This window comes from Thermoleptolyngbya sp. C42_A2020_037, from assembly GCF_015272455.1.
Taxonomy (GTDB): Bacteria; Cyanobacteriota; Cyanobacteriia; order Elainellales; family Elainellaceae; genus Thermoleptolyngbya.
The window spans coordinates 20,859-47,249 of sequence record NZ_JACYLP010000022.1; the positions used below are offsets into that span (position 1 = coordinate 20,859).

Consider the following 26,391-nt stretch of genomic DNA (forward strand, 5'->3'; position numbering starts at 1 on the left):
GTGGAGCTAAAGTCCTCATGAGAGGATTTTACTCGATAAAATCTCGTGAATCACACAGGACAACTTTTCTGAGCTACGCAGATCAACGGCTTGCATCAGCCCCGATGCTACCAGTTTGCGGGCGCGTTCATCGGTGATTTTCCCGGCCAGGGCATCGGCCAGCGCGTCGGCGGTGCGGCCACTGCCTGCCACGACGAGCAGCGGGCGACCCTGCCCCACATTGTGCGACGCATCACTCCAGGTGACTTCGCCGCCGTTGATCAGCACGGTCAGCGAAGGAAAACCATCGGACAGGGCGCTGGCCAGTCGAGCAATCCAGGCGGATTCGTCGCCCCAATAGCGACCGGGCACCAGCACAAAATGGGTGTGGTTTGGCTCTAGATTGGCGGCATCGGGGTGAGACGCACTTCTCCCCGGCAAAATCGCCATCTGTTCTGGCGCAATGCCAATGAGCGGAAAACTGCCGTGGGTGCGGCGACGGGCCTGCCCCATCATCCGCATAATGCCTGTGTCTGTGCCGCCATCAATCACGGCTGCACCGAGGGTTTCCGCCAGGGGCGCTAAAACTTTTACAAAGAGCGATCGCACTTGTGCCTGATCTTCGCGGCTCAGCTTGCCGGCCCCGCCCACCAGCACCAGCACAGGCCGCTTTTTGACTAAGCCCAACTGGTCAAGCACCAGAGGCAACTCGCGATCTGCCTCAGCCCGCAGAACAGCTGCCACAGCACCATCTTCAAACTGGATATCGAAGCGGTTTTCCATCTTGTACGCGCTTGAGATCATGGGTGGCAGGCTCCGTGTTTACTATTGCACCTAGGAGTCAAAATGACTCCCTTCATTAATGTTTTAGAAAACCCGGAGGGATAGAAGCCTCTGAAGATCTACGGAGACAAGGGGTTCCCCCCTCGTTGGTGTCCGGCGATCAGCAATGGCTCTAGAGAGATGCAGAAGCGACTCTCTACAGTCACTTACAATAAGAATAAATACTTCTGGGCGATCGCCTCTTCAGGTAAAAACGAGTGACAACTATGGAACTGACAACCGACAACGTAGAAAAGGTGCTGGACGAACTGCGCCCTTACCTCATGTCCGATGGCGGCAATGTGGAACTGGTAGAACTGGACGGGCCCATCGTCAAGCTGCGGCTCCAGGGTGCTTGTGGCTCTTGCCCCAGCTCTGCAATGACGCTGAAGATGGGCATCGAGCGCAAGCTGCGCGAAAGCATTCCCGAAATTGTTGAAGTCGAACAGGTGTTGTAACACCTCGAATTAAAACCATAAAAAAATTCTGGAAATTTGCTACGCCGCACCGATCCAGGTGTTGGTAGACTCTGAGGCAGGGACAATCGGGTTCCCTGCCTTTTGTTTTCGCGCCGATTCGCCACTGCCTGTTACTGCCTGTTACTGCCTGTTACTGAATGTTGTTGAACGTTATTGAACGTTGATATGCCCTACCCTCTCTACGTCGCCTTTATCTGGCATCAGCATCAGCCGCTCTACAAAAGCCGGACTGCCGGACAATATCGTTTGCCCTGGGTGCGATTGCACGGCACAAAGGATTACCTGGATTTGATTCTGATTTTGGAGCAATTTCCCAAGCTCCATCAAACCGTAAACTTGGTGCCGTCGCTGATGATGCAGATCGAAGACTACGTAGCGGGAACCGCGTTTGACCCGTATCTGACGCTGGCGCTGTCTCCCGAAGACACGCTCGATCAAGAGCAGAAGCAGTTTATTATCGAGCATTTCTTCGATGGCAACCACCGCACGCTGATTGACCCGCATCCGCGCTACGCCGAATTGTATTATCAGCGGCAGAACAACGGGCGCGAGTGGTGCTTGGAACACTGGAGCATGCAGGACTATAGCGACCTGCTGGCGTGGCATAACCTGGCGTGGATTGATCCGCTGTTTTGGGGCGATCCGGAGATTTCGCAATGGCTAGAGCAGGGGCGCGGGTTTACCCTGAGCGATCGCCAGCGAATCTATTCCAAGCAAAAGGAAATTCTCAGCCACATCATTCCCCACCACCGAAAGATGCAGGAAACGGGGCAGCTTGAGGTGATCACCACGCCCTACACACACCCCATCCTGCCCCTGCTGGCGGATACCAACGCTGGCCGCGTGGCCGTGCCTGATATGGCGCTGCCCAACTTCCGTTTTCAGTGGCCAGAAGACATTCCCCGCCACCTGACGCGGGCCAAGCAGATGTATTGGGAACGATTTGGCTGCAAGCCGCGCGGGCTATGGCCGTCAGAGCAGTCGGTCAGTCCCGCGATTTTGCCGGAGGTGGCGGCGCAGGAGTTTGAATGGCTGGTGTCGGATGAGGCCGTGCTGGGCTGGACGCTGAAGCACTTTTTCCACCGCGACGGGCATGGCAACGTGCTGGAACCGGAAAAGCTCTATCGCCCCTATCGGCTGGAAACGCCCAATGGAAACCTCTCGATCGTGTTCCGGGATCACCGCCTGTCTGACCTGATTGGCTTTACCTATGGCGTGATGGAGCCAGAAGCGGCCGCAAACGACCTGGTGAGCCATCTAGAGGCGATCGCCCACACGCTGAAATCCCACCAGTCCGACGGCACAACAACCCTCGAACAGCCCTGGCTCGTCACCATTGCCCTCGACGGCGAAAACTGCTGGGAATACTACCCGCTCGACGGCAAGCCCTTCCTAGAAGCGCTGTATCAAAAGCTGAGCGACCACAGCGAAATCGAACTCGTTACCGTCGCTGAATTTCTCGACCAATTCCCCGCGACAGAAACCCTGCCCGCCGACACGCTCCACAGCGGCTCTTGGGTAGACGGCAACTTCACCACCTGGATCGGCGACCCTGCCAAAAATCGCGCCTGGGATTTGCTGACTCAGGCTCGTGCCGTGCTGGCCGCCCACCCCGAAGCCACCGAAGAAACCAACCCCGAAGCCTGGGAAGCGCTCTACGCCGCCGAAGGATCGGACTGGTTCTGGTGGTTTGGCGAGGGGCACTCCTCCAATCAGGATGCTATGTTCGACCAATTGTTCCGCGAACACCTGACCGCGCTCTACGCTGCCCTCAATGAACCCATACCGCCAGACGTGCGCCGCCCCGTCGAAGACCACGCCCGCGCCCGCAGCCACGGGCCAGACAGCTTTATCAGCCCCATGATCGACGGACGCGCCGACGAGCAAGACTGGGACAAAGCAGGGCGCATCGAGGTCGGCGGCGCACGCGGCACAATGCACCGCAGCAGCAAGGTGCAACGCCTCTGGTATGGCGTAGATCACCTGAATTTTTACCTGCGGGTAGACTTTGCTAGCGGTACGCGGATTGGCGTGGATATTCCCCCAGAGCTACACCTGCTGTGGTTCTATCCCAATCGCACGATGCACAATAGCCCTGCGCCCCTGGCCGACCTGCCCGACGAAGCGCCGATGAACTACTTGTTCCACCATCATTTGGGGATTAACCTGCGGACGGGCGATCGCTGGCTGCAAGAAGCCAGTGACCACTTCCAGTGGCACAACTGCCCCACCCAGGCCCAGGTTGCCCTCGACACCTGCCTGGAGGTCGCCGTGCCCTGGGCCGACCTGCGCGACGTAGAACCCGACTGGGCCCTGCGCGTGGTGGTGTTTCTGGCAGACGAGGGCCGGTTTGTGGCAAACCTGCCGGAGAATGCGCTGATTCCGGTGCAAGTGCCTTAGGGAGAATTGGAAGCGACGGAGTGACAGAGTGACGGAGTGACAGAGTGACGGAGTGATGGGGGAGTGGAGTAACAAGGTAAATTAAGGAAGCGACTCCAACACTTCATCCACTTCACTGCTGCATCAATGCCCAACACGATCGCCCTGATTGCCCACGACTCCAAAAAAGACGACATCGTTCAGTTTGCTCAGCGGCATCAGGCTATGCTGAGTCGGCATCGGCTGGTCGCCACGGGTACGACGGGGCAGCGCATTCAGGACGCAACGAGCCTGACGGTGGAGCGAATGCTGTCGGGGCCGCTGGGCGGCGACGCGCAAATCTCGGCGGAGGTGTGTGAGGGCAAGGTGCTGGCGGTGATTTTTCTGGTCGATCCCCTCTATGCCCAGCCCCATGAACCGGATATTCAGGCGTTGCTGCGGATCTGCAACGTCCACAACGTGCCGCTGGCGACGAATCTGGCAACGGCCGAGGCGATCGCCCTCCACCTCACCAATGTTCCCGTTGCCCATCTGGTCTTTAATCCCGCAGCGGGACGCGGCTCTCCAGACCAAGATCTGACGCTGATTCGCCAGCTGCTAGAGCCACACATGACGCTGCATGTGTATACCACCTCGGAGCAGGAAGACCCGGCAGACTATATTGAAGCGGCGATCGCCAGCCATCCTGATGTGATCATCGCAGCAGGTGGTGATGGCACGGTGTCGGCAGTGGCCAAGGCACTGATTGGCACGGGGATTCCCCTGGGCGTGATTCCCAAAGGCACAGCCAATGCCTTCGCCACGGCGCTGGGTTTGCCCGGAGTGTTTCCCATTCGGAGTGCCTGTCAGGCGATCGCAGGCGGATACACGCGCACAGTCGATGTGGCCCGCTGCAACGGGCTGCCGATGATTCTGTTGGCGGGCGTGGGCTATGAAGCGCTGACGATTGAGCGCTCTAGCCGTGAACTCAAAGACCAGTGGGGCGTGCTGGCCTATCTGATGGCAGGCTGGGAAGCGATGGATCAGCAATCCCTCTTCGACGCTGAAATTGAAGCCGATGGACAAGTCTATCCTTTTCAGGCGCACGCCATTACCATCGCCAATGCAGCACCCCCCACCTCCGTCCTAGCGCAGGGCGCAGGGCAAGTGGTCTTCGATGACGGGTTGCTAGACGTGACGATCGCCTCGGTGCAGAATAAGCTCCAGGGCATCGCCACCATGCTGCAAATTTTTGGAACCGCACTGGTCGGCGGCACCCCGCAGCGACCAAACGTTGTGCATGGGCGAGCGTCTCGCCTGAAAGTGACCACCAATCCGCCGCAAAAAGTGGTTCTCGATGGCGAAATCATTGGCACCACGCCGATTGAAGTCGAAACGATTCCAAATGGACTCACGGTGTTGGTGCCCAAACCTGGCTTCTTGAATGCGCTGTCTGGCTAGCGAGTAGGTTGTTTGGCAAGCAAGGCGCGGACTTGAGCAGCGATATATAGCGATACATGTGGCGATACATTTTGTGAATTACGCTTTGTTGCCCTAGCGACACAGAACCAGATCAACGGCGTAAGGTCAAAAATATGTCCATATCGAACAATATCGAACAGCTTTCAGGAGGACAGACCATGGCCGCGAAGATTCTGATGCTGGTGGGAGACTTTGTAGAAGATTACGAAGTCATGGTGCCCTTTCAGGCGCTGCAAATGGTTGGGCACACGGTTCACGCCGTCTGTCCCAACAAAAAATCGGGGGAGTTTGTCCGCACGGCGATCCATGATTTTGAAGGCGACCAAACCTATTCCGAAAAGCCAGGACACCGCTTTACGCTCAACGCCACCTTTGCCGAGGTGAATCCCGCCAGCTACGACGCGCTGGTGATTCCCGGCGGCCGCGCTCCAGAGTATATCCGGCTGAATGCGGATGTCATCAACATCGTCCAGCATTTTGCCAGTGCCAACAAACCCATTGCCGCCATCTGCCACGGGGCACAGCTTTTGGCTGCCGCTGGAGCCGTGCGCGGCAAGCGCTGCTCGGCCTATCCCGCCTGCGGCCCAGAAGTCACCGCTGCGGGCGGTCAGTATGTTGACGTTCCTGTAACGGAGGCCGTCGTAGACGGCAATCTGGTAACGGCTCCTGCCTGGCCTGCCCATCCGCGCTGGCTGGCAGAGTTTCTTAAGGTGCTGGGCACCCGCATTGAACATGCAGAACTGCTGCGGGTGTAGCGCTTTTCGGCATTGAGTCGCAGCATTCTGATGGGATTTAGGAGATTTCACTGCTCAGGGGCGATCGCCTCTGGGCTATTTTGTCTGAGCTACTTTCTGGGTTGATTTTCGATTTTGGATTGGCGATTTTGGAATGCTTGTGAAGTGTCTGCGGAACGTCCAGCGATTTCATTCGGAGCGACCCCGGGCAGAGGTGATGCCATCTCAAACCGGGTTCAAATCAGTTTAGCCGCATTTCAACATCAGAGATGTGTCAGGTCTTCCGGCGTGTTGCAGTTCAATAAGTGGGCAAAATCAACGGACGGAATTTCGGCAACCGGATGTTGGGCTAGCCACCGCTGAAACGATCGCCCGCCCGCCTGCACAAAGTCGCGCAGCAGCGGCAGACTGCTCAGGCGATAGAACCCACACAGCGGCTGCCAGCCCTGCGAATCGCGTGGCAAATAGGCGATCGCCCCCGACTGGACTGTTTCCAACTGCGCGGCCCACTGCTGCACCTCCGCTGCTTGCAACTGGGGCAGATCACACGCCAGCAGCAGCACCCACTCCGACGTTTCCTGGGCCGCAACCTGCTCCAACCCCTGCCAAAAGCCCACCAGCGGCCCATGAGGCTCGGTTTCTCCGGGCAGCGGCATTTCAGGCACAAACTGGCAGTCGGGCAGCAGCGCAGCGTAGCGATCGGGCCAGGGCGTAACGACGAAGACAGCGTTGGCACAGGACTGGGCGATCGCCCCGGTTCTTTGCAGCAGGGGCACGCCTTCAATCTCAATCAACGCCTTGTCGCGCCCCATGCGGGTGCTGTGGCCACCTGCGAGAATAATGGCGGAGAGCGGCATTGGGGTATTGTGTGACTCTATCTCATCATCCCACCGACCATTTGCTCCAGCGCATCCAGGTTTACAAAAATATCCTCAACTCGAACCAGCGGATAGAGCAGCGATTGCCAGAAGCGCCCCGCAGGAACCTCGCCCAGCAGATAGGCATAGTCCAGCCCGACCAAGTTGCTGAGATACCAGTAGCAGGGATAGACGTAGTTGGGCGAAAACAGTTCTATAACCTGAGTGCCAGGGCGACAGAAGGCAAGGTTGGTGAGTCCGCTGCCGTGGGGAGAGACGATGAGTTCAGCGTTGTAAAAAAGCTGGGCTTGTTCGGCGATGGTGCAAGTCTCCAGGTAGACCGTGGTGAATCTCTTGGACTCAAGAAGTTTCACTACGGATTCTTCGTTGATGATTCGGCGATCGCGCGTTTTCTGCCTAGAAAGATACAAGCGCTTTGGCAAGTCAGAAGTAAAACCCTGGGAATGCAAGAAGGACGACTTGAGCCAGTCGCAGACCCAAGCCTGGGGCCAGGCCGCCGCACCGGGAAATGAAGGAACGATGAGTTTATCTGCCTGGATATGGAGATGCTCCTGAACAGGCAGAATTTTTTCAGATGGAATGTGGAGATGACGTAAACTGTCTTGCTGCCAGGAATGGCGATCGCCCACCAGCCAGTAATCAATTTCATCAAAGTGCAATCCACTATCTTGCAGGATTTTGAGACGTGGCAGGACATCCAGCATCCAGTGAAAGTAGATGTTGTTCGACAACCCTGCAAGCACAGCGACAGTTCCCGATATCTCCTCTGCTGGCGGCAACTTTTGGGCAGAAAAGACCCAGTGCTGACGGGTGAGCCAGGCGGGATGTCCGGGGGTGAGCAGCGGAAACTCGACGGAGAGATCCCGCATTACGTCGCCTGTCGCGTTGAACACGGCCAGACTGCTCTGATCGGGATCGAGCCAAAACCGTCCCTTTGACAAAACAGTGACAAAGGTTTCAGGAATAGACAGAGCATTTCCTAAACCAAAGCTCAGGTGAGGCAGCGACTCTAGACAGCGAGGCGGTTTGAGGGCAACGACCTGGGGCGGATGCACAGGGATTAAGCAGGCTTCTGGCTCAGAGGCAACCCAGTCGCTAGTCTGTCTGACTTCGCGGGTCGGCGCGTCAACGGGCAGCGTCTTCTTCCAAAGTGGGTCATCGGGTATGGGCGATGCTGCGCTGCACGGCGGTTGCCCAGTCCGTTGGTCTAGCCAGTTTGCCAGCAGGTTTGCGACCTGGGGAGCCAGGTTGGAATTGAGCCTCAGCGCCGTTTGCAGGCATTGCAGCGCTTCCTCCTTTTGACCCGCCTGCATGAGCGCTGTCGCCAGGTTGCACCAGCCCTCGACGGCTTCGGGCTGCTGAGCTAGGAGCGATCGCCAATGCTCGGCCGCAAGGTCTATGTTCCCCTGCGCCAGATACGCTAGCCCCAGCAGTCGGTGTGCGTCTGTGAGGTCAGCGTTTAAGGACAAGGCGTGATGGGCAGCGGCCATCGCCCCTTCTGTGTCCCCCTGTTTCCAGAGCGCCTGCCCCAGACTCAGCCAGAGATGGTTGGCATTTGGGGTTTCGCTCAGCGCGGTTTTATACAGGGCGATCGCCGCTGGAATTTGCCCCGTTTGCACCAGTGCGTTGCCCAAATCTATAATGGCTGCGAAATTTGACGGATTTTCTTGGAGCGACTGCTGATAGAGGGCGATCGCTCGTTCGCTCTGCCCGCCACGAGCCAGCAGATTTCCCACCTGGTGCAGTGCCGCATCGGAATGGTCGGCCACCGCCAGGGTTTCTAAAAACGCTGCATTGGCGCATACCGCAGGATTTTGCGGCGGTGTTTTTGCCCAGGCGCAATAGGTTTCGGCAAAGTCTGACCGTTGCCAGAGTGCCTGACGCAACCCCGACAGCGCCTCCGCCTCTTGCCCCAGTTGCAGCAGCCCATAGCTCATATCTGCTAGAACGGGCGCAGCATCGGGAGCCAGCGCATGAGATTGTCCCCAAGCCTGCACCGCTGCATCCCAATCGCCCTGCATTGCCTGACACCGACCCAACCCCGCCCAGGCATCGGCAGTTTCAGGCTGGAGCGTCGTCCATGCGGCGTAGCATTCGCCTGCTTCGGCAAATTGCCCAAGCGTCTGGTAGGTCTGCGCCTGCTGTGCCCAGGCATCCACAAAATCTGGCCGAAGCGCGATCGCCCGTTGCCAGCTTGCCAGCGCCGCATCCAGGTCACCCAGTTGCGCCTGGGCGATTCCTAGCGGGTGGTGATACTTCGCCTGCTCGTCCAGTTCCAACAACTGCCGCGAAAGCCGCTCGGCCTCTAGGAATTGCTGATGTGCCAAACAGTGGGTTAGCGCTTGCTCCAGGAGATTTGCCAAATCGCTCAGGTAGGCTTCTAGCGCGTCTGGTTCGGCATCGGATAGCGGGGTCATCCACACCGCCTGGGCTTCGGCTTCCTGACCTTGCAACAGCAGCGCCAGACCCAGCAGGGCATAGTGCCGGAGGTCTGCCTCGCCCTGGGCAATCTGCGCTTCGCAGTGGGTGTTAGCGAAGCTTTCCGAAGGAATCGCCCCGGCATGGTCGCCCTGAAATACCCAGTCCAGCGCCTCGCTCATGGCTAGCCAACCGATTGCGTTGGTAAGGTGTCGAGGGCAGCGCGGGCGATCGCCGCAGTGTTGTTGTGGGGCAGGTCAATCCGGGCGGTCAGGCGCGGGCGCAGCAGCGTCCACTGGTCGGCAGGTAGCGGCGGCAGCAGGGTAATCTCCGGCGCGTCTTCTCCCAGTTCTAGTTCCTCTTCCTCCATCAGGTGCAGCGTCACGCTAGACAGGGCAAAGTCTGCTTCCTGCGCGTCCATATTGCCCATGTCTACCAGCAGCGTGGTTTCTTCGCCGCCGGGAGCGGTGATCACGGTTCGCAGCAGGTCTGCTAGTTCGGCAAACAGCACGTCTTCGGGCTGCTGCCAGTCGGGTAGGGCGATCAGATTGCGATCGCGCAGGTGCAGGGTTTCCGCAAGCTGCCGCTGCTGATGGGAATGGTACAGATCCCAAAGCACCCGGCTCATCTGTTGCCCATAGCGCTTGCTGTCGAGGAAGCTCGGCGTTTGCTGCATAGCAGCCTGGAGGCGATCGCCCAGGTCTTTTCTGAGGCTGGCATCGGTTCCCAGGGCGATCGCCCGCGTGACGTATTCTTCGACCGTCGTGGCGATTAGCTCCGGCAGTTCCAACTCTCGCAAGAACGCCGCACCCCGACCTAGGGAAACAGGCGTATCTTGCTCTATCACTAGCGTTGGAACGCTGGCCATTAGCGGATCGAGCAGCGACGATAGGCCAGACATCGGGAACGAGTCGAGATACACATCGGCTAATTGCACTCGCGCTTGCAGGTTGGCTCGGCTGGAGGTGGGGCCCAAGATCAAGAGGCGATCGCCTTCCACGTTTCTGGCGGACAGTTGTTTCGACAATCGGCGCTGAAACGCCGCCAGTGGGTACTGGTTTGAGTAGTTTGGGTTAAACGGGTAAATCAGCAGCCGAGAACCCGGAACATTGGCCAGAATTTCTGCCCAGGCTGCCTCTAGTTCGGGCGAAATTTTGTAAAAACTTGCGCCACAGATAAACACCACCTCATTGTCCGCAATGCCCAGCATGGCGCGGTCTACAGGTTCGGTTGGCGGGTCAGCTCCCTCGACCGAAAGGTCAAAGCACTGGCCAGCAGCTTCTAGAGGCAGTAGGTGTTCTGTAAAGTGGCGCTGCGCCTGATCCGCCGACCCCGCTAGGCGGCTGGTGAGCCAGTAGTCGATTTGGGCAATCCCGCTGGAGATGGGCGAGTTCATGCCACAAACCTGCACCCGCGCCAGCCGATGGGATGCCAGGAGGGTTATAGAATCCGTCACAGCCGCAGTATTGGTCGCAATCCAGAGGATGTCTAATTCCGCTTGCCGGAGGACATCAACCTGTTCTGCTAGCCGCCCAGGAAGCTGCACTGCCCGATCGGCATATTGCAAGCAATACTGAGCAGCCGGGTGTTCATAGGAGGTCAGGGAAAAGAGAATGACTTCAAACTGGTCGCGATTGAGGTCGCGGAAAACAGGAAGCGTTGCAGCCGTCTTGGTTTGAGGAATAAAACCAGGAGACAGAATCCCCAGCCGGAGCTTCTGACGCGGCTCTGGGGCAACCGGGAAGTCGTAATCTAAGGCGGCTCCTTCAGCAGTGAGCGCTTGGGCAATCAGCGCTGAACGCTTCTGGCAGAGAGATTTGAGCGATCGCCGCGTCAGGTAAAGCGGTGTGAGATCGAGGGTTTGCAGCGTGACCTGAGCTACCTTTTTCCAGAGGAAATCGGTGGGGTCGTTTTGAACCTGTTCATAGAGTCTGTCCACCCATCGCTCCAGGTATTTGGCATACTCGTCAGCCTCGCCCAGTTCCATAAACATCGTAGGCGGCGTACAGAGATACCGCACGATGTCTGCCAGCAGAGACGGTGGCACAAAGGTCGGATCGAATCCATCGGGGAGATGGTGGGGATAGCAATACAGCATCGCTGCCAGCAGTGCGGATGTCTGGTTTGCCCATCCCTCCGAAAGGGTGGCAATGAGTTGGAGGGCGATCGCCTCGTCGGTTTCTGTGAGGGGTTCCAGCCGAATCCCAGAATCCAGCATCAGGCGATGTGCTTGTCCCAACTCGCCCGCAAAGGCGGTTTCCAGGTCCTCCGGTGCAATATTCAGCAACTGCTCAATCAGTTGGTGACGGTACTGACGGATTTGTTCCAGAGCCGAGAGACGGTCTGCCGCCGATCCCGCAGATTGATAGCGGGCGATCGCCGACCGCACCTGTTGCAGGGCAGACCCCTGAGATTGCTGAAGCTGCTGCTGGATCAGTTCCGCAGCCAGCAGGTTGGGGACGAGCCGCAGGGCGGCCGCAGTCGCCGCAGTCGCCAGCGGGCGATCGCCCAACTGGTAGGCCAGCGTGCCCAACTGACAGAGCAACTGCCCATAATCCTGCGCGGGGGCGATCGCGTCTGATTTGCGGAACCAAACGCCCGTGGAGTCAATCCGCCGGAGCGCAAAGCTAGAGCGCTGCTGCCGCTCAAACTCATGAATTGCCTGCCGACAGCCCTCCCAGAACCCGTAGTCGTCAATCTGCACCACGCCGCCCGGAATCACCTGGTGGTATAGCAGGTTGAAAATGGCGAGGGTCGATTCGTACCAGTCCCCGTCTGCGTGCAGCAGTGCAATATCGCCCATTTCAGCGCGGTATTCGGGCAGGGTGTCCTGGAATAGCCCTTTTACAGGAACTACGATGTCCTGCACGTCTAGGGCTTGACAGACGACGGCCAGGTTTTCTTCGATCGGGGCCTTGAGCGTGCCCGCTCCCCAATCCGTGTCATTCGCCGGAACGCCGTTGTGCTTGTCTACTTCTACCGGATCGGGCATTCCCTCAAAGGTGTCGCAGGCATAGAGTTTGCGCGATCGCTGGCTATAGCGCTTGACGACGGCGGCAATCAGCGCGGCGGCTCCCCCCTTAAATGTGCCGCACTCCACAATGTTTCCCGGCAAATCTTCGAGGCAAATCTGTTTGGTCAGCGCGTAGAGCGAGAACAGGCGCTCTTCCGACAGGAGCGTGTAGGGACGAACCACCTGAACGAGTTCCTGGAACTCTGCATAGGAGGCTTTGCCAAGCGTGGTGTGGGCCGTATTGGCCCAGGCAAAGTGCTGGACGCTGGCTTGAAGCTGGGCGCGTTGACCGTAGAGATTGCTGAGGATGGCATGAGCAGACACCGCACCCGCACCCAGCTCGATGGCGCGATGGCAACGCTCCAGCGCGGTGTCCCAATCTCCTGCAATATAGGCGGCTTGTCCTTCGCGCAGATCAGTGGCGATCGCCCGCGCAGTTTCCTGGGAGATTGGCTCTGCCACAGGCGGCAGCGCTTCTACCTGCTCTGCCATTTGGATTAGCGCATGAAGCGCCGGATGAGCAGTGGGTGCAGCTTCCTGCCAGCCGCTAACGGTGTAGTGCTTCAGGTGGGCAGGCAGCGTCCAGGACACCGCCGGGTCTGGGGTATGGCGGATGGGTTTGACATTCCCGCGCCACGCCACGCCCATAATTTGCATGGTTTGATAAACGAGCGTGTTCCAACCCCGCTCGCGCAAGTAGTCTAGCCCCTGCGCCACATCGGGCGAAGATAGGTCGTGGAAAATGATGAGGGCATCCTCTGTGGCCAGCAACTCACAGGCGATCGCATCCTCCAGGGGCCCAGGCGCTTCGTGGTTGCCGTCGATAAAAATAAGAGACCATCGACGCTGCTCCTGCGCTGCCAATGCCTGCACTGCACCGGGGCTGAAGCCAGGATAGAGCGCGACGCGATCGCGCACCCCGGCCGCCGTCAACGACTGACTCACGCTGTCAAAAAACTCAGGCCGCTCCAGCAGCGGGTCAACCACGTCTAACTCAACGCCCGCCAGCGCCAAGTGGCAGGCCGACCAGCCCATCCAGCAGCCAATCTCCAGGGCCCGCTGTCCGCGAAACTGGAGCGCCGTGTTGTAGAGAATATGCGCCTCGTCGCGACTCAGGAAGCCGACCACCGGATGCCGCCGATCCACGTACCAGTTGTGGGGGACCTCGCGACGCAAATAGGGCCAGCCGCAGTCCTCACAGTTGCCCACAATCTTGTTGGGGAAGGCGTGGTCTGGACGAACCAGCGCCAGTCCCGGTGAAACATAGTCTCCCGCTGGAAGCATTAGGTCTGCAAGCAAACTAATCGTTTCGTCCAGCATTCGGTGCTGCTGAAACAGATTGATAGCCCGCTGGCGGCAGCCCTCACCAGCCGCAAGACGCTGCTCCGGGTACAGGGCCCAGGTTTGGATAATGTCCACCAGGTCTGCAATCGTTTGCACGGGGTTTTGATTGGGGTCGCTGAGCAGCTTGCCCGTTTCCCCCAGTTCTTCTGGAATACCGCTCACCGCCGACGCAGCGACGGGGAGGCCTTTGGCCATGGCTTCCATAATGGCCAGGGGCATCCCTTCGCGCCAGGAGGGCAGGAGAAACATATCTGCCGCGTCATACCAATCCTGGATATCCCACCGCCGACCCAGCAGATGAACGCGATCGCCCGCGCCCATCTCGGCAATTTCTTTTTCGTACTGCGCGGTCAGTGCCGGATCGCCGCTGCCAGCCCAGGCGAACTGCAACGACGACCAGACGGGCAGATGCCGCAACTGGGCGATCGCCCCTAGCTGAAGCTGGAAGCCTTTTCGAGCGACGATTTGAGCCACAGAAAAGCACAATACTTGGTCGTCTTTGATGCCCAGCTCTGCCCGTAGCCGCTGCCGGGTTTCTGCATTTCTCGGCTCAAAAAACTCAGCCGGTCGCCCATACAGGATGACGCGCCCCTTGTTGTCTGGCAGACGGAAATGCTGGCGGAGAAGCTGGAGGTTTTCCTGAGAGACGAGAATCACTTCTCTGGCGTGGTGATACTGCTCTGACAGGGCATCGAGGCGATCGCCAAACCACTCTGCTAAATCGGGCGCAACGTATCCAATCACAATGGCGTAGGGGATACGCTGCTGAATCGCCACTTGCTTGGCTGCGAAGTTCGAGAGCGGATGTGAATCGCTGAACAGAATAAAGTCTGGACGCACCCGATGGAAAATGCGCTCTGGGCTTGCCGTATCGTCAAGCGTGCGCTGCACCTCCGAGATCGTGTTGTAGTCCAGCCATTCATGGACGACCCCTGCCTTGGCTTGCGCTTGCGTTTGCACCGTGTCCACTTGAGTTTGCACCAGCGTTACCCGATAGTCTTGGGCACGCAGCCCCAAAACAACTTCATGGTTGTACTGGGCAACGCCGCCGCTGCCAAAGTCATCTGTGTAGAGCAAGAGGTGTTGAGACATACCTTTAGCGTTTGGGAAAGGGGCAAGTTGGGGCAAGGCAAGTTGGGATAGAGAATGGGTCTGAATATCTCTGAAATATCTCTGAATATTTCTAATATCAGCGCTTATGGCTGGTGTTGTTTCTGATGAGCTTCTTCCAGGGATTGCCGATAATCCGCTCGATCGGGATAGAGCGATACCAGTTTTTCCAGAGGGGCGATCGCCCCAGCGTAATCTTTAAGCTGCATCCGGGCATTGGCTAGCCCCTCCAGCGCCGTCTGGTTCTCCGGCTCTCGCTGCAACACTAGCGCAAAGCCTTTTTCTTCTTCGCGTAAAAGATCCTGTTTAGAGGGCTGCTCGATGGAGGCGACGGGCTGCCCCGTTTGCTGATTCTGTCCGGCATAGAGCGGCACCAGCCCCATCACCATCGACCCTGCAAAACAAAGCCCTGAAACTAAGACAAAGGTGCGTTGCAACCGTGGTTTCGCCAACATAGCGGTCTGGATTCTTCAATATTATGAAGATTGAATGTGGATAGGTTTAGCGTTCCCAGGTTTGCAGGTAGAGAGATCAGGGAATCAAATGGGGAATAACGGAGGAATAGAACTGAGGTGATTGGGAGGAACGCGATGCATGACACAGGATCGGTCTTAGCGGATCAGACGTTGGAAAATAGCGCCAGGGAAACAGCGGCGCAGGAATGGGGAAAGCTGGCACTAGCGGTGCTGGGGGTGGCGGGGTGCCTGGGGGCGATCGCCCTACTTCAGGTTCCCCAACTTCGGCAAATCCAGACGCGCAGCCAAACGGCCAGCCTGCAAGAAATTCAGCGCGATCTGGAGGCAGAGCGGGTGCGGCTGAATGTGCTGGAGCAAGCGCCTTCTTTGGGATTTGACAATCTGATTGCAAGCTGGACGTTTCTGAACTTTTTGCAGTATTTCGGAGACGAACCCGTGCGATCGCGCACCGACTACACCCTCAGCCCAGAGTATTTCGACGTGATCCTCCGCCGCGATCCGCGGTTTTTGAGCGCATACACGTTTCTGTCTACCAGCACTGCCATGTATGCGGGCAATCCCCAGCGGGCGATCGCCCTCACCAACGAAGGACTGAAACATCTGTCGCCAACGCTGCCGCCCGATTCCCACTACATCTGGCGCACCAAGGCCATCGACGAACTGCTGTTTTTGGGCGATGCAGCGGCGGCCCGCCAGTCCTTTGAAACCGCCGCAGATTGGGCAGAAGCGTCTGGCCAGCCAGAGGGGCAGTCGGTCGCCAGCCTTTCGCGCCAAACGGCGACGTTTTTGGCTAACAATCCCGACAGCAGCTACGCCCAGTTTGCAGCCTGGATGATGGTGCTGACGAATGCCCCCGACCGCCGCACCCGCAACACTGCCGCCGACCGCATCAAAGCCTTGGGAGGCGATGTGGTTCCCCAGCCCGACGGCACGTTTCAAATCAAGCCACCCCCCAGTGATTAACCCCTGATCAACCTCTGATTAACCCCTTGCCAGGCCGTGATCAACCCGCGATTAGGCAACGGCGTTGAGCAACGGTCTATAATCCGAGGAATAGGATGGATCGCAATGAAAAGGGAGTGGCGACGGGCGATCTCGCCCTTCAGTTGAGTCAATTTGGTGAGTCAACCGGGTGAGTCGATCTGTCGAGGCTCAGGACGGGTTGAGCCAAGCGCCGAACCGGGGAAGCGGCCCGCCTCACGCTCATTTATGAAATTGAGTTAATATTAGTTAACAAAGATTCCGTTGCGCGGCCCGCAAGCCCGCCACACAACACATTCGGAGGAATAGCCTCAGTGAACAAGCGGTGGAGAAATGCAGGACTGTATGCCCTTCTTGTCGTCGTCGTCATTTTCCTGGCTACGGCGCTGCTAGACAGACAGCCCCAAGATATTGAAACCTGGCGCTACAGCCAGTTTATTCAGGAAGTGCAGCAGCAGAACGTGAAGCGCGTCGAGATTAGCGCCGACCGCTCTCGCGCCCGCGTCACCCAGGAAGACGGCGAAAAGGCAATCGTCAACCTGCCAAACGACCCGGCGCTGCTGGATATCCTGACCGAGAATAAGGTGGATATCCTGGTCACGCCGCCCTCGGATGATGGCGTTGTGGCTCGCGTCCTCAGCACGCTGCTGATCCCCTTCTTGCTGCTGGCGGTGCTGTTCTTCGTGCTGCGCCGCGCCCAAAATGGCCCTGGCAGCCAGGCGATGAACTTTGGCAAGTCCCGCGCCCGCGTCCAGATGGAGCCGCAGACCCAGGTGACTTTTGGCGACGTGGCGGGCATTGAGCAGGCCAAGCTGGAATTGGCGGAAGTAGTGGACTTCTTGAAAAATGCTGACCGCTTTACGGCGGTGGGGGCCAAGATTCCCAAGGGCGTGCTGCTAGTGGGCCCGCCAGGCACGGGTAAGACGCTGCTGGCCCGCGCGGTTGCGGGCGAAGCCGGAGTGCCTTTCTTCTCTATCTCTGGCTCTGAGTTTGTGGAAATGTTTGTGGGTGTCGGTGCATCTCGCGTCCGCGACCTGTTTGAGCAGGCCAAGTCCAATGCGCCCTGCATCGTGTTCATCGATGAGATTGATGCTGTCGGCCGTCAGCGCGGTGCTGGACTCGGTGGCGGCAACGACGAGCGAGAGCAGACGCTGAACCAGTTGCTCACGGAGATGGATGGCTTTGAGGGCAACACGGGCATTATCATCATCGCGGCTACGAACCGTCCCGACGTTCTAGATGCGGCGCTGCTGCGTCCCGGACGCTTTGACCGTCAGGTGGTGGTGGATCGTCCCGACTACGCGGGTCGTCTGGAAATCCTCAATGTCCACGCTCGTGGCAAAACCCTGTCGAAAGATGTGGATCTGGAGAAAATTGCCCGTCGGACTCCCGGCTTTACGGGGGCGGATCTGGCAAACCTGCTGAACGAAGCTGCAATTCTCGCGGCTCGTCGCAACCTGACGGAAGTGTCGATGGACGAGGTAAACGATGCCATCGACCGCGTACTCGCTGGCCCCGAAAAGAAAGACCGCGTGATGAGCGAAAAGCGCAAGTCGCTGGTGGCTTATCACGAAGCCGGACACGCCCTAGTGGGTGCGCTGATGCCCGACTATGACCCGGTGCAGAAAATCAGTATCATTCCTCGCGGCCGCGCGGGGGGTCTGACCTGGTTCACGCCCAGCGAAGAGCGGATGGATTCGGGCTTATATTCTCGCTCCTATCTGCAAAACCAGATGGCCGTTGCCCTGGGGGGGCGCGTCGCCGAGGAAATCATCTTTGGTGAAGAGGAAGTGACTACGGGCGCTTCCAATGACCTGCAACAGGTGGCGCGGGTGGCGCGGCAGATGGTGACACGCTTTGGCATGAGCGATCGCCTTGGGCCGGTGGCGCTGGGTCGTTCCCAAGGCGGCATGTTCCTGGGACGCGACATCATGGCCGAGCGCGACTTTTCGGAGGAGACAGCCGCTGCGGTAGATGACGAAGTTCGCAACCTAGTGGATCAGGCCTATCGCCGTGCCAAAACCGTGCTGATGGAAAACCGCGCAGTCCTTGATCAGCTTGCCCAAATGCTGATCGAGCGCGAAACGGTGGACTCTGAAGAGTTTCAAGAACTGCTGGCCAACAGCGACGTAAAAATGGCGGCGATCGCCTAGTTTCGTCCAACCCACCGTTCAAACCTGAAGGGGGCGCATTCCTGCTAGGGGTGCGCCTTTTGTCGTGGCTCATGAATTGGGAGTCGCCTTGCCAAGCAAAATCCTGACCCTGAAACCGCTCTATTCCTGGATTCCTAGCTCCGCCACCACAATTTCAGCCAGCTTTTTGGCGGCTCCGGGCTTGCCCCGCACCCGACGCAGGCGATCGCGCACGGCATCTCGCGTTTCGGGATGCTCTAGCCAGTCCAGCGCCAGGGTCGAAATATCCTCCGGCTTCAGGTTGCCGACCAGTTCTGGCACGATCGCCTCCCCTGCCCAGATGTTGGGCCAGGCCAGCAGGCGAGACTTGCGAAGAAACCACCCATTGATCAGTTTGGCGATCGCCCCACCCACCCCCGGCAAGTTGGCCAAAAGCCCTGGAATGCCGTCCCAAGCTCGCATTGCGTCAAGCTGCTGCGTCGGCAAAAACACAATCATGGGCACCGCCAGCGCTCCCAGTTCCGCCGTATTTGCCCCCACCGTCGTCAGGCAAAGCTGGCATCGTTGCAGCAGGTCATAGGCCGGAAACGGGGTCCACAGGCTGATTTGTAGACCGCTCTCGGTTTTCAGACTGGGGCAATGGGCCGGAAACGGGCCGCTGGGATCAGCCGCAGGCAGCAGGCGGGCCGAAACTGCGCCGAAGTAATGGGCGATCGCATTTTGCTCTGGGTCAGCAAATCGGGCCAGCGTGTCCAAGTCCAGCGTCGGCGCAACCGGAATGACAAACTGCACATCGGGGCGGGCGGCATGGATCTGCTGGGCGATCGCCAAACAAAGCGGCACCCCCTGAGCCAGTTTGGCGGGCTTGGAGCCAGGCAACAGCCCTACCAGCGGCGTATTCATCCTGGGTAGGGCTGGATCGTCTAATCGACCCTCTGAAGCAGTTGAGTCCTCCACTTCCATTCCCGCATTCACATCCGCCATGAGGTCGCCAATGATAGTGAACTTGTGGGCATATTGCGCGGGGGCACGGCTGGCTACCGCTGCATTCATTACGGCAAAGCAGTCAATCCAGCCGTGCCAGCGGGTTTCCCACTCGCCATAGATCACCGTGCGATAGCCCAGTCGCTTGCCAATGATCACCGGATAAACCTGGTCGCCGCCGAGAAACAGCACCACGCCGCGATCGCCCCAGTCCCAGTCTTCTGCTGTTTTGCCCCACAGCAAGAACGGGAAAAAATGCGCCGCCGCCTGAATTCGGTCGATTTCAGGATAGCGCTGGGCGATCGCCCCCTCGCGCCCGGTTGCATTCGGACAGGGCGACAGCACGAGCGAAATCCGCACCCGTGAACGATCTTGCCCCAGCTTTGCCCGCAGCGCCTGCAACACTGGCCGCACCCAGGTCGCCAGTTCGCCGGGGCCGTTGGAGAGGATGAGGAGGTCTAGAGGCATAGGCAGGTCAGAAGGAGACGGAAGGGAGAATGAAGTGCTTGCCTAAAATCCCTGTCGGAGACCGGCTCATCTTCGGGACGTCCCATCATCGCATCATCCCCCTATTTCCAAAATTCCACAAAACCTGCGGCGAATTCGTCACCTCGCTGCCCAAATCCGGGCACTCTCAAAGCAGGGCAAGTTATAATTTCTGCGGATATACCGCAAACTTTCTTTATGAGCAGCCCTTTGGTTCACGCATTTTTTGTCGGTCGAGCGCTAGCCGAAGCACTGACCGAGCAAGCCAGCAACCTGGCATCTACGCTGGTCAGCGAGGCTGGCAAATTTGATGCCGAACAGCGCGATCGCCTCCGCCAGTTTACCGAAACGGTGCTGGAAAAGGCGAATCGAGAAGCCGCCCAGGCCAGTCAGGGACGCTCCTATGCAGCGAATGTAGCCGGAGAAGACCTGCAAGCGCTGATCGACGACCTGCGGGCCGAAATTGCCCAACTCCGCACCGAGCTTCAGCGCTACCGCAGCCGCTCTGGTATCTAGCCTGGTGGTTCCTTTGGGGATATTTGGTGCTTTGATCTCTAATGATTTTACCTCCGGTGCTTTTATAGAAGACATGCTCTGGTTTTTCTAATCCCGATTTTCGGTTTTCCAAGGTCGCGCTCCTGCCCGGTGTTCTGTTGTTTTTTGAGAAGCCTGTCGCGTGTCTGCCCGTTTTAACGATGCTATGTCCCCAGACTGGAGTGCCGAATCTGCCGCACCGCCCGTCTCGCACGGGGTCGCCCCAACTGGTCAGACTCCACAGGCTTCCTTCTCCAAATCTTCTGCTACCGCTCCTTTCACCCCCTCGGAGGCCGCAACGGTGACTTCGCCCATCGACAGCGGTAAATCCTATTCCTCTAATGCCTACCGCTGGAACCGCAAAAGCTACTCGCGGCAGCGGCGCTATGTGGATATCTGGACGTTTGTTTTGCAACTGCTGACGGCGCAATGGGCCTATAGCAAACCCTGGACTTATCCTGGCGGCATGACCGAAGAAAACCAGGCCATCCGCCGCCGCAAGCTCGCCGTCTGGATTCGCGAAACCCTGCTCGACCTAGGGCCGACTTTCATCAAAGTGGGGCAGCTTTTTTCCACCCGCGCTGACCTGTTTCCAGTGGAATACGTCGAAGAACTCTCGAAACTGCAAGACCGGGTGCCAGCCTTCGGCTACGAACAGGTCGAGGAAATTATCTGGCAAGAACTGGGCAAGGGCATTCCCGAACTCTACCGCAGCTTCGACCCGATTCCCATTGCCGCCGCCAGTCTAGGCCAGGTGCATCGAGCGCAGCTTCATTCCGGCGAGGAAGTCGTGGTCAAGGTACAGCGGCCAGGTCTGGCAAAGCTGTTTGATATCGACCTGAAGATTCTCAAAGGCATCGCCCACTATTTTCAGCGACATCCCAAGTGGGGGCGCGGACGCGATTGGCTGGGCATCTACGGCGAGTGCTGCCGCATTCTGTGGGAAGAGATTGACTATCTCAATGAAGGGCGCAACGCCGATACGTTTCGGCGCAATTTTCGCCATGAAGACTGGGTGAAGGTGCCCCGCGTCTACTGGCGCTACAGTTCGCCCCGCGTGCTGACGTTGGAATATGTGCCGGGGATCAAGATCAGCCACTATGAAGCGCTGGAAGCGGCCGGGCTAGATCGTAAGATGCTAGCAAAACTTGGGGCGCGGGCCTACTTGCAGCAGCTTTTGGACAAGGGCTTCTTTCATGCGGACCCGCATCCGGGCAACATTGCGGTTAGCTCCGATGGGGCGCTGATTTTCTACGACTTTGGCATGATGGGTCAGGTGCAGCCTGTGACCCGCGAAAAGCTGATGAATACGTTCTTTGGCATTGCCCAAAAGGACGCAGATAAGGTGGTGGAGGCGCTGGTGTCGCTGGGGGCGCTGTCGGTGTCGGAGGACATGGGGCCTGTGCGGCGATCGATCCAGTATATGCTAGACAACTTTATGGACAAGCCGTTTGAAACGCAGTCCATCAGCGCCATTAGCGATGATTTGTATGAAATTGCCTACGATCAGCCGTTTCGCTTTCCGGCAACGTTTACGTTTGTGATGCGGGCCTTTTCCACGCTGGAGGGGGTGGGCAAGGGCCTTGATCCAGAATTTAATTTTATGGAGGTCGCAAGACCCTTTGCGATGCAGATTATGGCCAATGGAAATGGTTCGGAAACTGGCGGGCTGCTGGAGGAATTTAGCCGTCAGGCAGCCCAGGTTAGCAGTTCGGCGCTGGGGCTACCGCGCCGGATTGAGGATACGATCGATCGGCTGGAGCGGGGAGACATTCGCCTGAGGGTGCGATCGCAGGAGACGGATCGCGTCCTGCGTCGCCTGAGTAACGTTAATATGGGGACTAATTACGCTCTATTGGCGGGTGCGTTTACGCTGTCGGCAACGATCTTACTGGTTAATAACCTGATTTGGGTGGCGGTGCTGATGGCGATTCCGGCGGCGATCGCCCTGTTTGCCTGGGTGCGTCTAATGATCCGCATTGACCGTGCCGACCGCATGTTCTAAGGCATTTCTTATGGTTTCCTTAACCCCGAGCGTCTGTGTTTTACCCTACTGAGTCTCATCTCTCCGTCCGCTGCCTCGATTATTTCGATTATGAAGTGCCTTTTCACCGGAATTACTGACCCGGGACTGCTCCGCAGCGTTAATCAAGACGCTTACTACATCGACCCCAGCGGCCGATTTTTCATCGTGGCAGACGGCATGGGCGGACATGCGGGCGGGCAGGAGGCAAGCCTGATTGCCACCAAGATGATTCAGAACTATCTGGACTCTCACTGGACTTCCGGAGAGGACTCGCGGACGCTATTGGAGCGGGCTTTTTTGATAGCCAATCGGGCGATCGTTCAGGATCAGTCTCGGCATCCCGAACGGTCGGACATGGGCACGACGGCCGTGGTCGTGATGTTTCGCAACGGTCAGCCCTGGTGTGCCCATATCGGCGATTCGCGGCTCTATCGCCTGCGAGGAGCCAAGCTTGAGCAACTTACTGAAGACCATACCTGGGTGGCCCGCGCCATGAAGGTGGGCGACCTTACCCCGGATCAGGCCCGTGTGCATCCGTGGCGACATATCCTGTCCAAATGCCTGGGGCGGGAAGATCTGCGACAGATTGACGTGCAGCCCATTGATGTGCAGGGGAGCGATCGCCTCTTGCTCTGTAGCGACGGACTGACGGAAGAGCTATCAGATCACCTGATTGCCTTTCACCTCAAGTCGATTCGCGCCTGCGACAAGGCGGCAGCAGCTCTGGTCAACGCCGCTAAGGACAAGGGCGGGCGCGATAATATCACCGTCGTAATCGTGGCGATGGACAGTCAGCCGCTGTCAGACCTTCCCACCACGTCGCCCTAGGCAACTTTATTTTTGGCAACTTTATTTTTTATTTTCCGAACAACCTCGTTCACCGCCTGTTGTCCATTGCGGATCGATAGCCACCCCGTCAGCCCCACCGCCGCAAAGATTTGCAGCGCAAAGGGTAACACCAAGAGCGATCGCAGCAGCAGTCTTCTTGCTAAGCTCGGCCAGGTGCAGGTAGGACACTTAAGCACATAATCCGGCTTGGTTGGAAACCAATACTTGGTTGGAAACCAATACTATCAGCTACCGCTCACTTGGGAGACGACTGCAATCCGGTGGTGATAGAGCTGTGATTGGGAAAATGCACTTTTAAGATTCTCACAGCAAATAAGTCGTAAAAGATCCCAAGTCATAACGAATCAAACAACTATGGAACAATGATTGATAAATGATAAAAAATTGATTAAGTTAGGTGCTGTATTAGGAGTTCCCTTCAGTCACATAACGGTCAGGGTTCCAGAGACAGACAGGGCCTTAGAGAGCTTGAGACTGCCCTAGGCAGAAATTTTCAGGCGTTCAACCGACTGTTCGGCTTGAGCAGCGAATGATTTGCAACGCTGGACTGCGGTTTGAGGGATGGGAAAAATCTCGAAGTCGAAGCAGCAAAAGTTCTCTAGGAAAAGGGTCAAAGTTTTGACTGGCGTTTGGATATCACCAATGAGTTCCCAACATTTTTCAGAAGACTGGTGTGACAATTGAGCCTTTCAACTCAAGCCATCCACAAATGGGACAGTTGAGAAACAGCACCCTTTCAATCTTTGTTCAACCTTAGTATCCCCCCTTGCAACTAAATTGCAACGCTTTGCCCGATCGTGCTTTCATGTCTCAAACACTCAGAATTTGTCAAAAACTCAAGACATAATTTCATGATTCCTGCTGGGCTGAGTGATGTGAGCGATGATCCAATGAGACTGAATTCCAATGAACCCCAAGCCTTACTACAATCAGCCTTACTACAACCAAGGATGCGCCCTATGTTGCTGCACATACCGCAATTTGCGAAGAACCCGGTCAGGGCATGGCATCTTATTGCTTTAACCAGAATCACCACAGCGAGCAATACAGACTTTGAAAGCGCGGCTTTACCGGCGATAAACCTGGGAGACGCAGTGAGGTCGAGGAGGTAGGGAATGGCTGCATGCTGGCTTGGACTATTGGGGTGGGACAGTATCGGGCAGTTTTATAAGGGAGCAAGTCTGGGCATGGGGTCTGCTGCGTCTTCGTTTATCCCACATGGACACTGCTACTTGTGGCAGCCGGGGCTGGTTGGGCTACATGTCGGTTCGGATGTGCTGATTGCGCTGGCATATTATTCCATTCCGCTGACGCTGTATTACTTTGTTCGCAAGCGCAAAGATTTGCCCTTTAACGATATTTTTCTGCTGTTTGGCGCATTTATCGTGGCCTGCGGTACGACGCATCTGCTGGAGGTGTGGACGCTGTGGCATCCAGACTACTGGCTGTCGGGTTCGATTAAGCTACTGACCGCAGGCATATCCCTGTTTACAGCAAAAGAGCTGTTTTCAATTGTGCCTAATGCACTGGCGCTGCCCAGTCCGACTCAGCTAGAACAGGCAAACCAGGAACTCCAGGCGCAGATTGCCGAGCGCATGGCGATTGAGGCAGAGCTGAAATGCTATCAGGCCCAGCTCGAAGATCGGGTGGCGGAGCGTACAGCCCAACTCGAAGCTTCGAATCATCAGATGGAAGAACTGCTGCATCGAGAGCAAGAAGCCCGCAGCCAGACTGAGCAAGCCCGCACCGAAATTCAGCGCTACGCCAATCGCCTGACGCTGGCGCTGGATGCCGCAGAGATGGGCTTTTGGGAATGGGATATCGATTCTAATCGGATTACGGGTACGCCGCAGTTTGCCAGGATTTTGGGGCGCGAACCGTCCAGTCTGGAGAATTTTGGCGTGGAGGACTGGAAAGCCCAGATTCTTCCTGAAGATCGGGCCTTGGCTGCCTCCGTGACTGAAGCGGCGATCGCCCAGTGCCAGACCTTTCGCTGCGAATATCGCCTAAGGCATCCCAACGGCAGCCTGCGCTGGGTCAACTCGGTGGGTCGCTGCGAGTACGATGCAGACGGGCAGCCCATGCAAATGTCGGGCGTGCTGATCGACACGACCCAGCGCAGGCTCGATGAAGCCAACCTCCGCGAAAGCGAAGAGACGACCCGCCGACAGCTTGCAGAAATTGAGGCGATTTACACCACTGCGCCGATTGGTCTGTGCGTGTTTGACACTCAGTTTCGATATGTGCGGCTGAATGACTTTCTGGCAGAAATCAACGGCATCCCCATCGAGGATCACTTGGGCAAAACGGTTTGGGATATCGTGCCAGAACTGGCCGAGCATCAGGAACGGGTTTTGAGGCAGGTTGCCAGCACAGGACAACCCGTTCTCAACCTGGAAGTGCAGGGAGAAACGCCGCTGAAACCGGGCGTGCTGCGCGACTGGCTGGCGAATTACTATCCCCTGTGGGGGCTAGACGGCAACTTGCAGGGCATCAACGTTACTGTGCAAGAAGTAACGGAGCGCAAGCGCGACGAACGAGAGCTAGAGGCGCGAGCGCAGGAGTTGGTGCAGCTTAATCTGTTGCTGGCGCAAAGTACGGCGCAAGTGCGCGAACGCAATCAGGAGCTAGACCAGTTTGCCTATGTGGTGTCCCATGATTTGAAAGCGCCGCTCCGGGCGATCGCCAATCTCGCCTATTGGATCGAAGAAGACTTGGGCGACACCCTGCCAGACGAAACCCGGCAGCATCTCACCCTGATGCAAAGCCGCGTCCGCCGAATGGAGGGGCTGATCAACGGGCTGCTGGAATATTCTCGCATTGGTCGCTCTGATACGACGACGGAAACCGTCAACCTGACGACGCTGCTGCATGAAGTCGTTGATTTGCTCGACCCGCCGGACACCGTGCAGATTCTTGTCCCTGAAGATTTGCCAACCCTGACGACCAAGCCGCTGCTGCTCAGCCAGGTGTTGGCAAACCTGATTGGCAATGCCATCAAACACCGCGATCGCCCGGATGGACGGGTCGAAGTCACCGTTGCCGATCAGGGCAGCCATCTTCGATTCACCATTACGGATGACGGCCCCGGCATCGACCCCCGCTATCACGATCGTATCTTTGCCATTTTCCAAACGCTAAAGTCCAAAGACGATCAGGAAAGCACGGGCATCGGCCTATCCATCGTCAAGAAAATCATCGACACCGAGGGCGGCGAGATTCACCTGGAATCTGAGCTGGGTCAAGGAACCACGTTTTGGTTTACCTGGCCGAAGGGTGGGATGGAGTGAGGGCGGATGGAGTGAT

At 57.6% G+C, this 26,391-nt stretch carries 17 protein-coding genes; 10 read left to right on the plus strand and 7 right to left on the minus strand.

What is annotated here, in order from left to right; translation table 11 throughout:
- Window positions 1-15: 15 nt before the first annotated feature.
- The gene (locus IGS16_RS06730) at window positions 16-783 is read right to left on the minus strand and encodes a hypothetical protein (RefSeq protein WP_297084427.1); all 768 of its coding nucleotides are present in this window, start codon (window positions 781-783) and stop codon (window positions 16-18) included.
- A gap of 245 nt (window positions 784-1,028) precedes the next feature.
- On the opposite strand from IGS16_RS06730, the gene IGS16_RS06735 reads away from it, so the two are divergent.
- The 4 genes from IGS16_RS06735 to IGS16_RS06750 all read left to right on the plus strand — a co-directional run bounded on the left by IGS16_RS06735 (window position 1,029) and on the right by IGS16_RS06750 (window position 5,875).
- On the plus strand, window positions 1,029-1,259 hold the full coding sequence (locus IGS16_RS06735; RefSeq protein WP_068511468.1) for a NifU family protein: 231 nt from the start codon (window positions 1,029-1,031) through the stop codon (window positions 1,257-1,259).
- Window positions 1,260-1,445: 186 nt separating this feature from the next.
- On the plus strand, window positions 1,446-3,680 hold the full coding sequence (locus IGS16_RS06740; RefSeq protein WP_297084429.1) for a glycoside hydrolase: 2,235 nt from the start codon (window positions 1,446-1,448) through the stop codon (window positions 3,678-3,680).
- A 126-nt stretch (window positions 3,681-3,806) separates the two neighbouring features.
- Complete coding sequence (gene mgsA / locus IGS16_RS06745; RefSeq protein WP_297084431.1) at window positions 3,807-5,099, plus strand: methylglyoxal synthase; 1,293 nt, start codon at window positions 3,807-3,809, stop codon at window positions 5,097-5,099.
- Between the two features lie 179 nt (window positions 5,100-5,278).
- Window positions 5,279-5,875 carry a DJ-1/PfpI family protein gene (locus tag IGS16_RS06750; RefSeq protein ID WP_297084433.1) on the plus strand — a complete coding sequence of 199 codons (597 nt, stop codon included), beginning with the start codon at window positions 5,279-5,281 and terminating at the stop codon, window positions 5,873-5,875.
- 242 nt (window positions 5,876-6,117) lie between these two features.
- On the opposite strand, the gene IGS16_RS06755 is transcribed toward IGS16_RS06750, so the two are convergent.
- From IGS16_RS06755 to IGS16_RS06770, 4 genes are all read right to left on the minus strand, one after another.
- A complete protein-coding gene (locus IGS16_RS06755; protein ID WP_297084435.1) occupies window positions 6,118-6,711 on the minus strand; it encodes a molybdenum cofactor guanylyltransferase in 594 nt (197 codons plus the stop codon).
- A gap of 17 nt (window positions 6,712-6,728) precedes the next feature.
- Entirely contained in the window at window positions 6,729-9,332 is a 2,604-nt protein-coding gene (locus tag IGS16_RS06760; protein WP_297084437.1) for a tetratricopeptide repeat protein, read from the minus strand.
- A gap of 2 nt (window positions 9,333-9,334) precedes the next feature.
- The gene (locus IGS16_RS06765) at window positions 9,335-14,599 is read right to left on the minus strand and encodes a TylF/MycF/NovP-related O-methyltransferase (protein ID WP_297084439.1); all 5,265 of its coding nucleotides are present in this window, start codon (window positions 14,597-14,599) and stop codon (window positions 9,335-9,337) included.
- A 104-nt stretch (window positions 14,600-14,703) separates the two neighbouring features.
- A complete protein-coding gene (locus tag IGS16_RS06770) occupies window positions 14,704-15,072 on the minus strand; it encodes a tetratricopeptide repeat protein (protein WP_297084441.1) in 369 nt (122 codons plus the stop codon).
- Window positions 15,073-15,207: 135 nt separating this feature from the next.
- On the opposite strand from IGS16_RS06770, the gene IGS16_RS06775 reads away from it, so the two are divergent.
- Complete coding sequence (locus IGS16_RS06775) at window positions 15,208-16,056, plus strand: hypothetical protein (protein ID WP_297084442.1); 849 nt, start codon at window positions 15,208-15,210, stop codon at window positions 16,054-16,056.
- Window positions 16,057-16,388: 332 nt separating this feature from the next.
- Window positions 16,389-18,227 carry an ATP-dependent zinc metalloprotease FtsH3 gene (ftsH3, locus tag IGS16_RS06780; RefSeq protein ID WP_172354567.1) on the plus strand — a complete coding sequence of 613 codons (1,839 nt, stop codon included), beginning with the start codon at window positions 16,389-16,391 and terminating at the stop codon, window positions 18,225-18,227.
- A gap of 120 nt (window positions 18,228-18,347) precedes the next feature.
- On the opposite strand, the gene IGS16_RS06785 is transcribed toward ftsH3, so the two are convergent.
- The gene (locus IGS16_RS06785) at window positions 18,348-19,658 is read right to left on the minus strand and encodes a lipid-A-disaccharide synthase (protein ID WP_297084444.1); all 1,311 of its coding nucleotides are present in this window, start codon (window positions 19,656-19,658) and stop codon (window positions 18,348-18,350) included.
- A 216-nt stretch (window positions 19,659-19,874) separates the two neighbouring features.
- Here IGS16_RS06785 and IGS16_RS06790 point away from each other — a divergent pair, with 216 nt between their 5' ends.
- The 3 genes from IGS16_RS06790 to IGS16_RS06800 all read left to right on the plus strand — a co-directional run bounded on the left by IGS16_RS06790 (window position 19,875) and on the right by IGS16_RS06800 (window position 23,064).
- A complete protein-coding gene (locus tag IGS16_RS06790; RefSeq protein WP_367185741.1) occupies window positions 19,875-20,192 on the plus strand; it encodes a DUF6825 family protein in 318 nt (105 codons plus the stop codon).
- Window positions 20,193-20,352: 160 nt separating this feature from the next.
- Window positions 20,353-22,215, plus strand: coding sequence for an AarF/ABC1/UbiB kinase family protein (locus IGS16_RS06795; RefSeq protein WP_297084448.1), 1,863 nt, complete (start codon window positions 20,353-20,355; stop codon window positions 22,213-22,215).
- A gap of 90 nt (window positions 22,216-22,305) precedes the next feature.
- Complete coding sequence (locus IGS16_RS06800; protein ID WP_068511442.1) at window positions 22,306-23,064, plus strand: PP2C family serine/threonine-protein phosphatase; 759 nt, start codon at window positions 22,306-22,308, stop codon at window positions 23,062-23,064.
- Here the strand turns inward: IGS16_RS06800 and IGS16_RS06805 are convergent.
- On the minus strand, window positions 23,061-23,261 hold the full coding sequence (locus tag IGS16_RS06805; protein ID WP_297084450.1) for a hypothetical protein: 201 nt from the start codon (window positions 23,259-23,261) through the stop codon (window positions 23,061-23,063). The genes IGS16_RS06800 and IGS16_RS06805 overlap by 4 nt on opposite strands.
- Window positions 23,262-24,200: 939 nt before the next feature.
- On the opposite strand from IGS16_RS06805, the gene IGS16_RS06810 reads away from it, so the two are divergent.
- Window positions 24,201-26,375 carry an ATP-binding protein gene (locus tag IGS16_RS06810; protein ID WP_297084452.1) on the plus strand — a complete coding sequence of 725 codons (2,175 nt, stop codon included), beginning with the start codon at window positions 24,201-24,203 and terminating at the stop codon, window positions 26,373-26,375.
- Window positions 26,376-26,391: the final 16 nt, after the last annotated feature.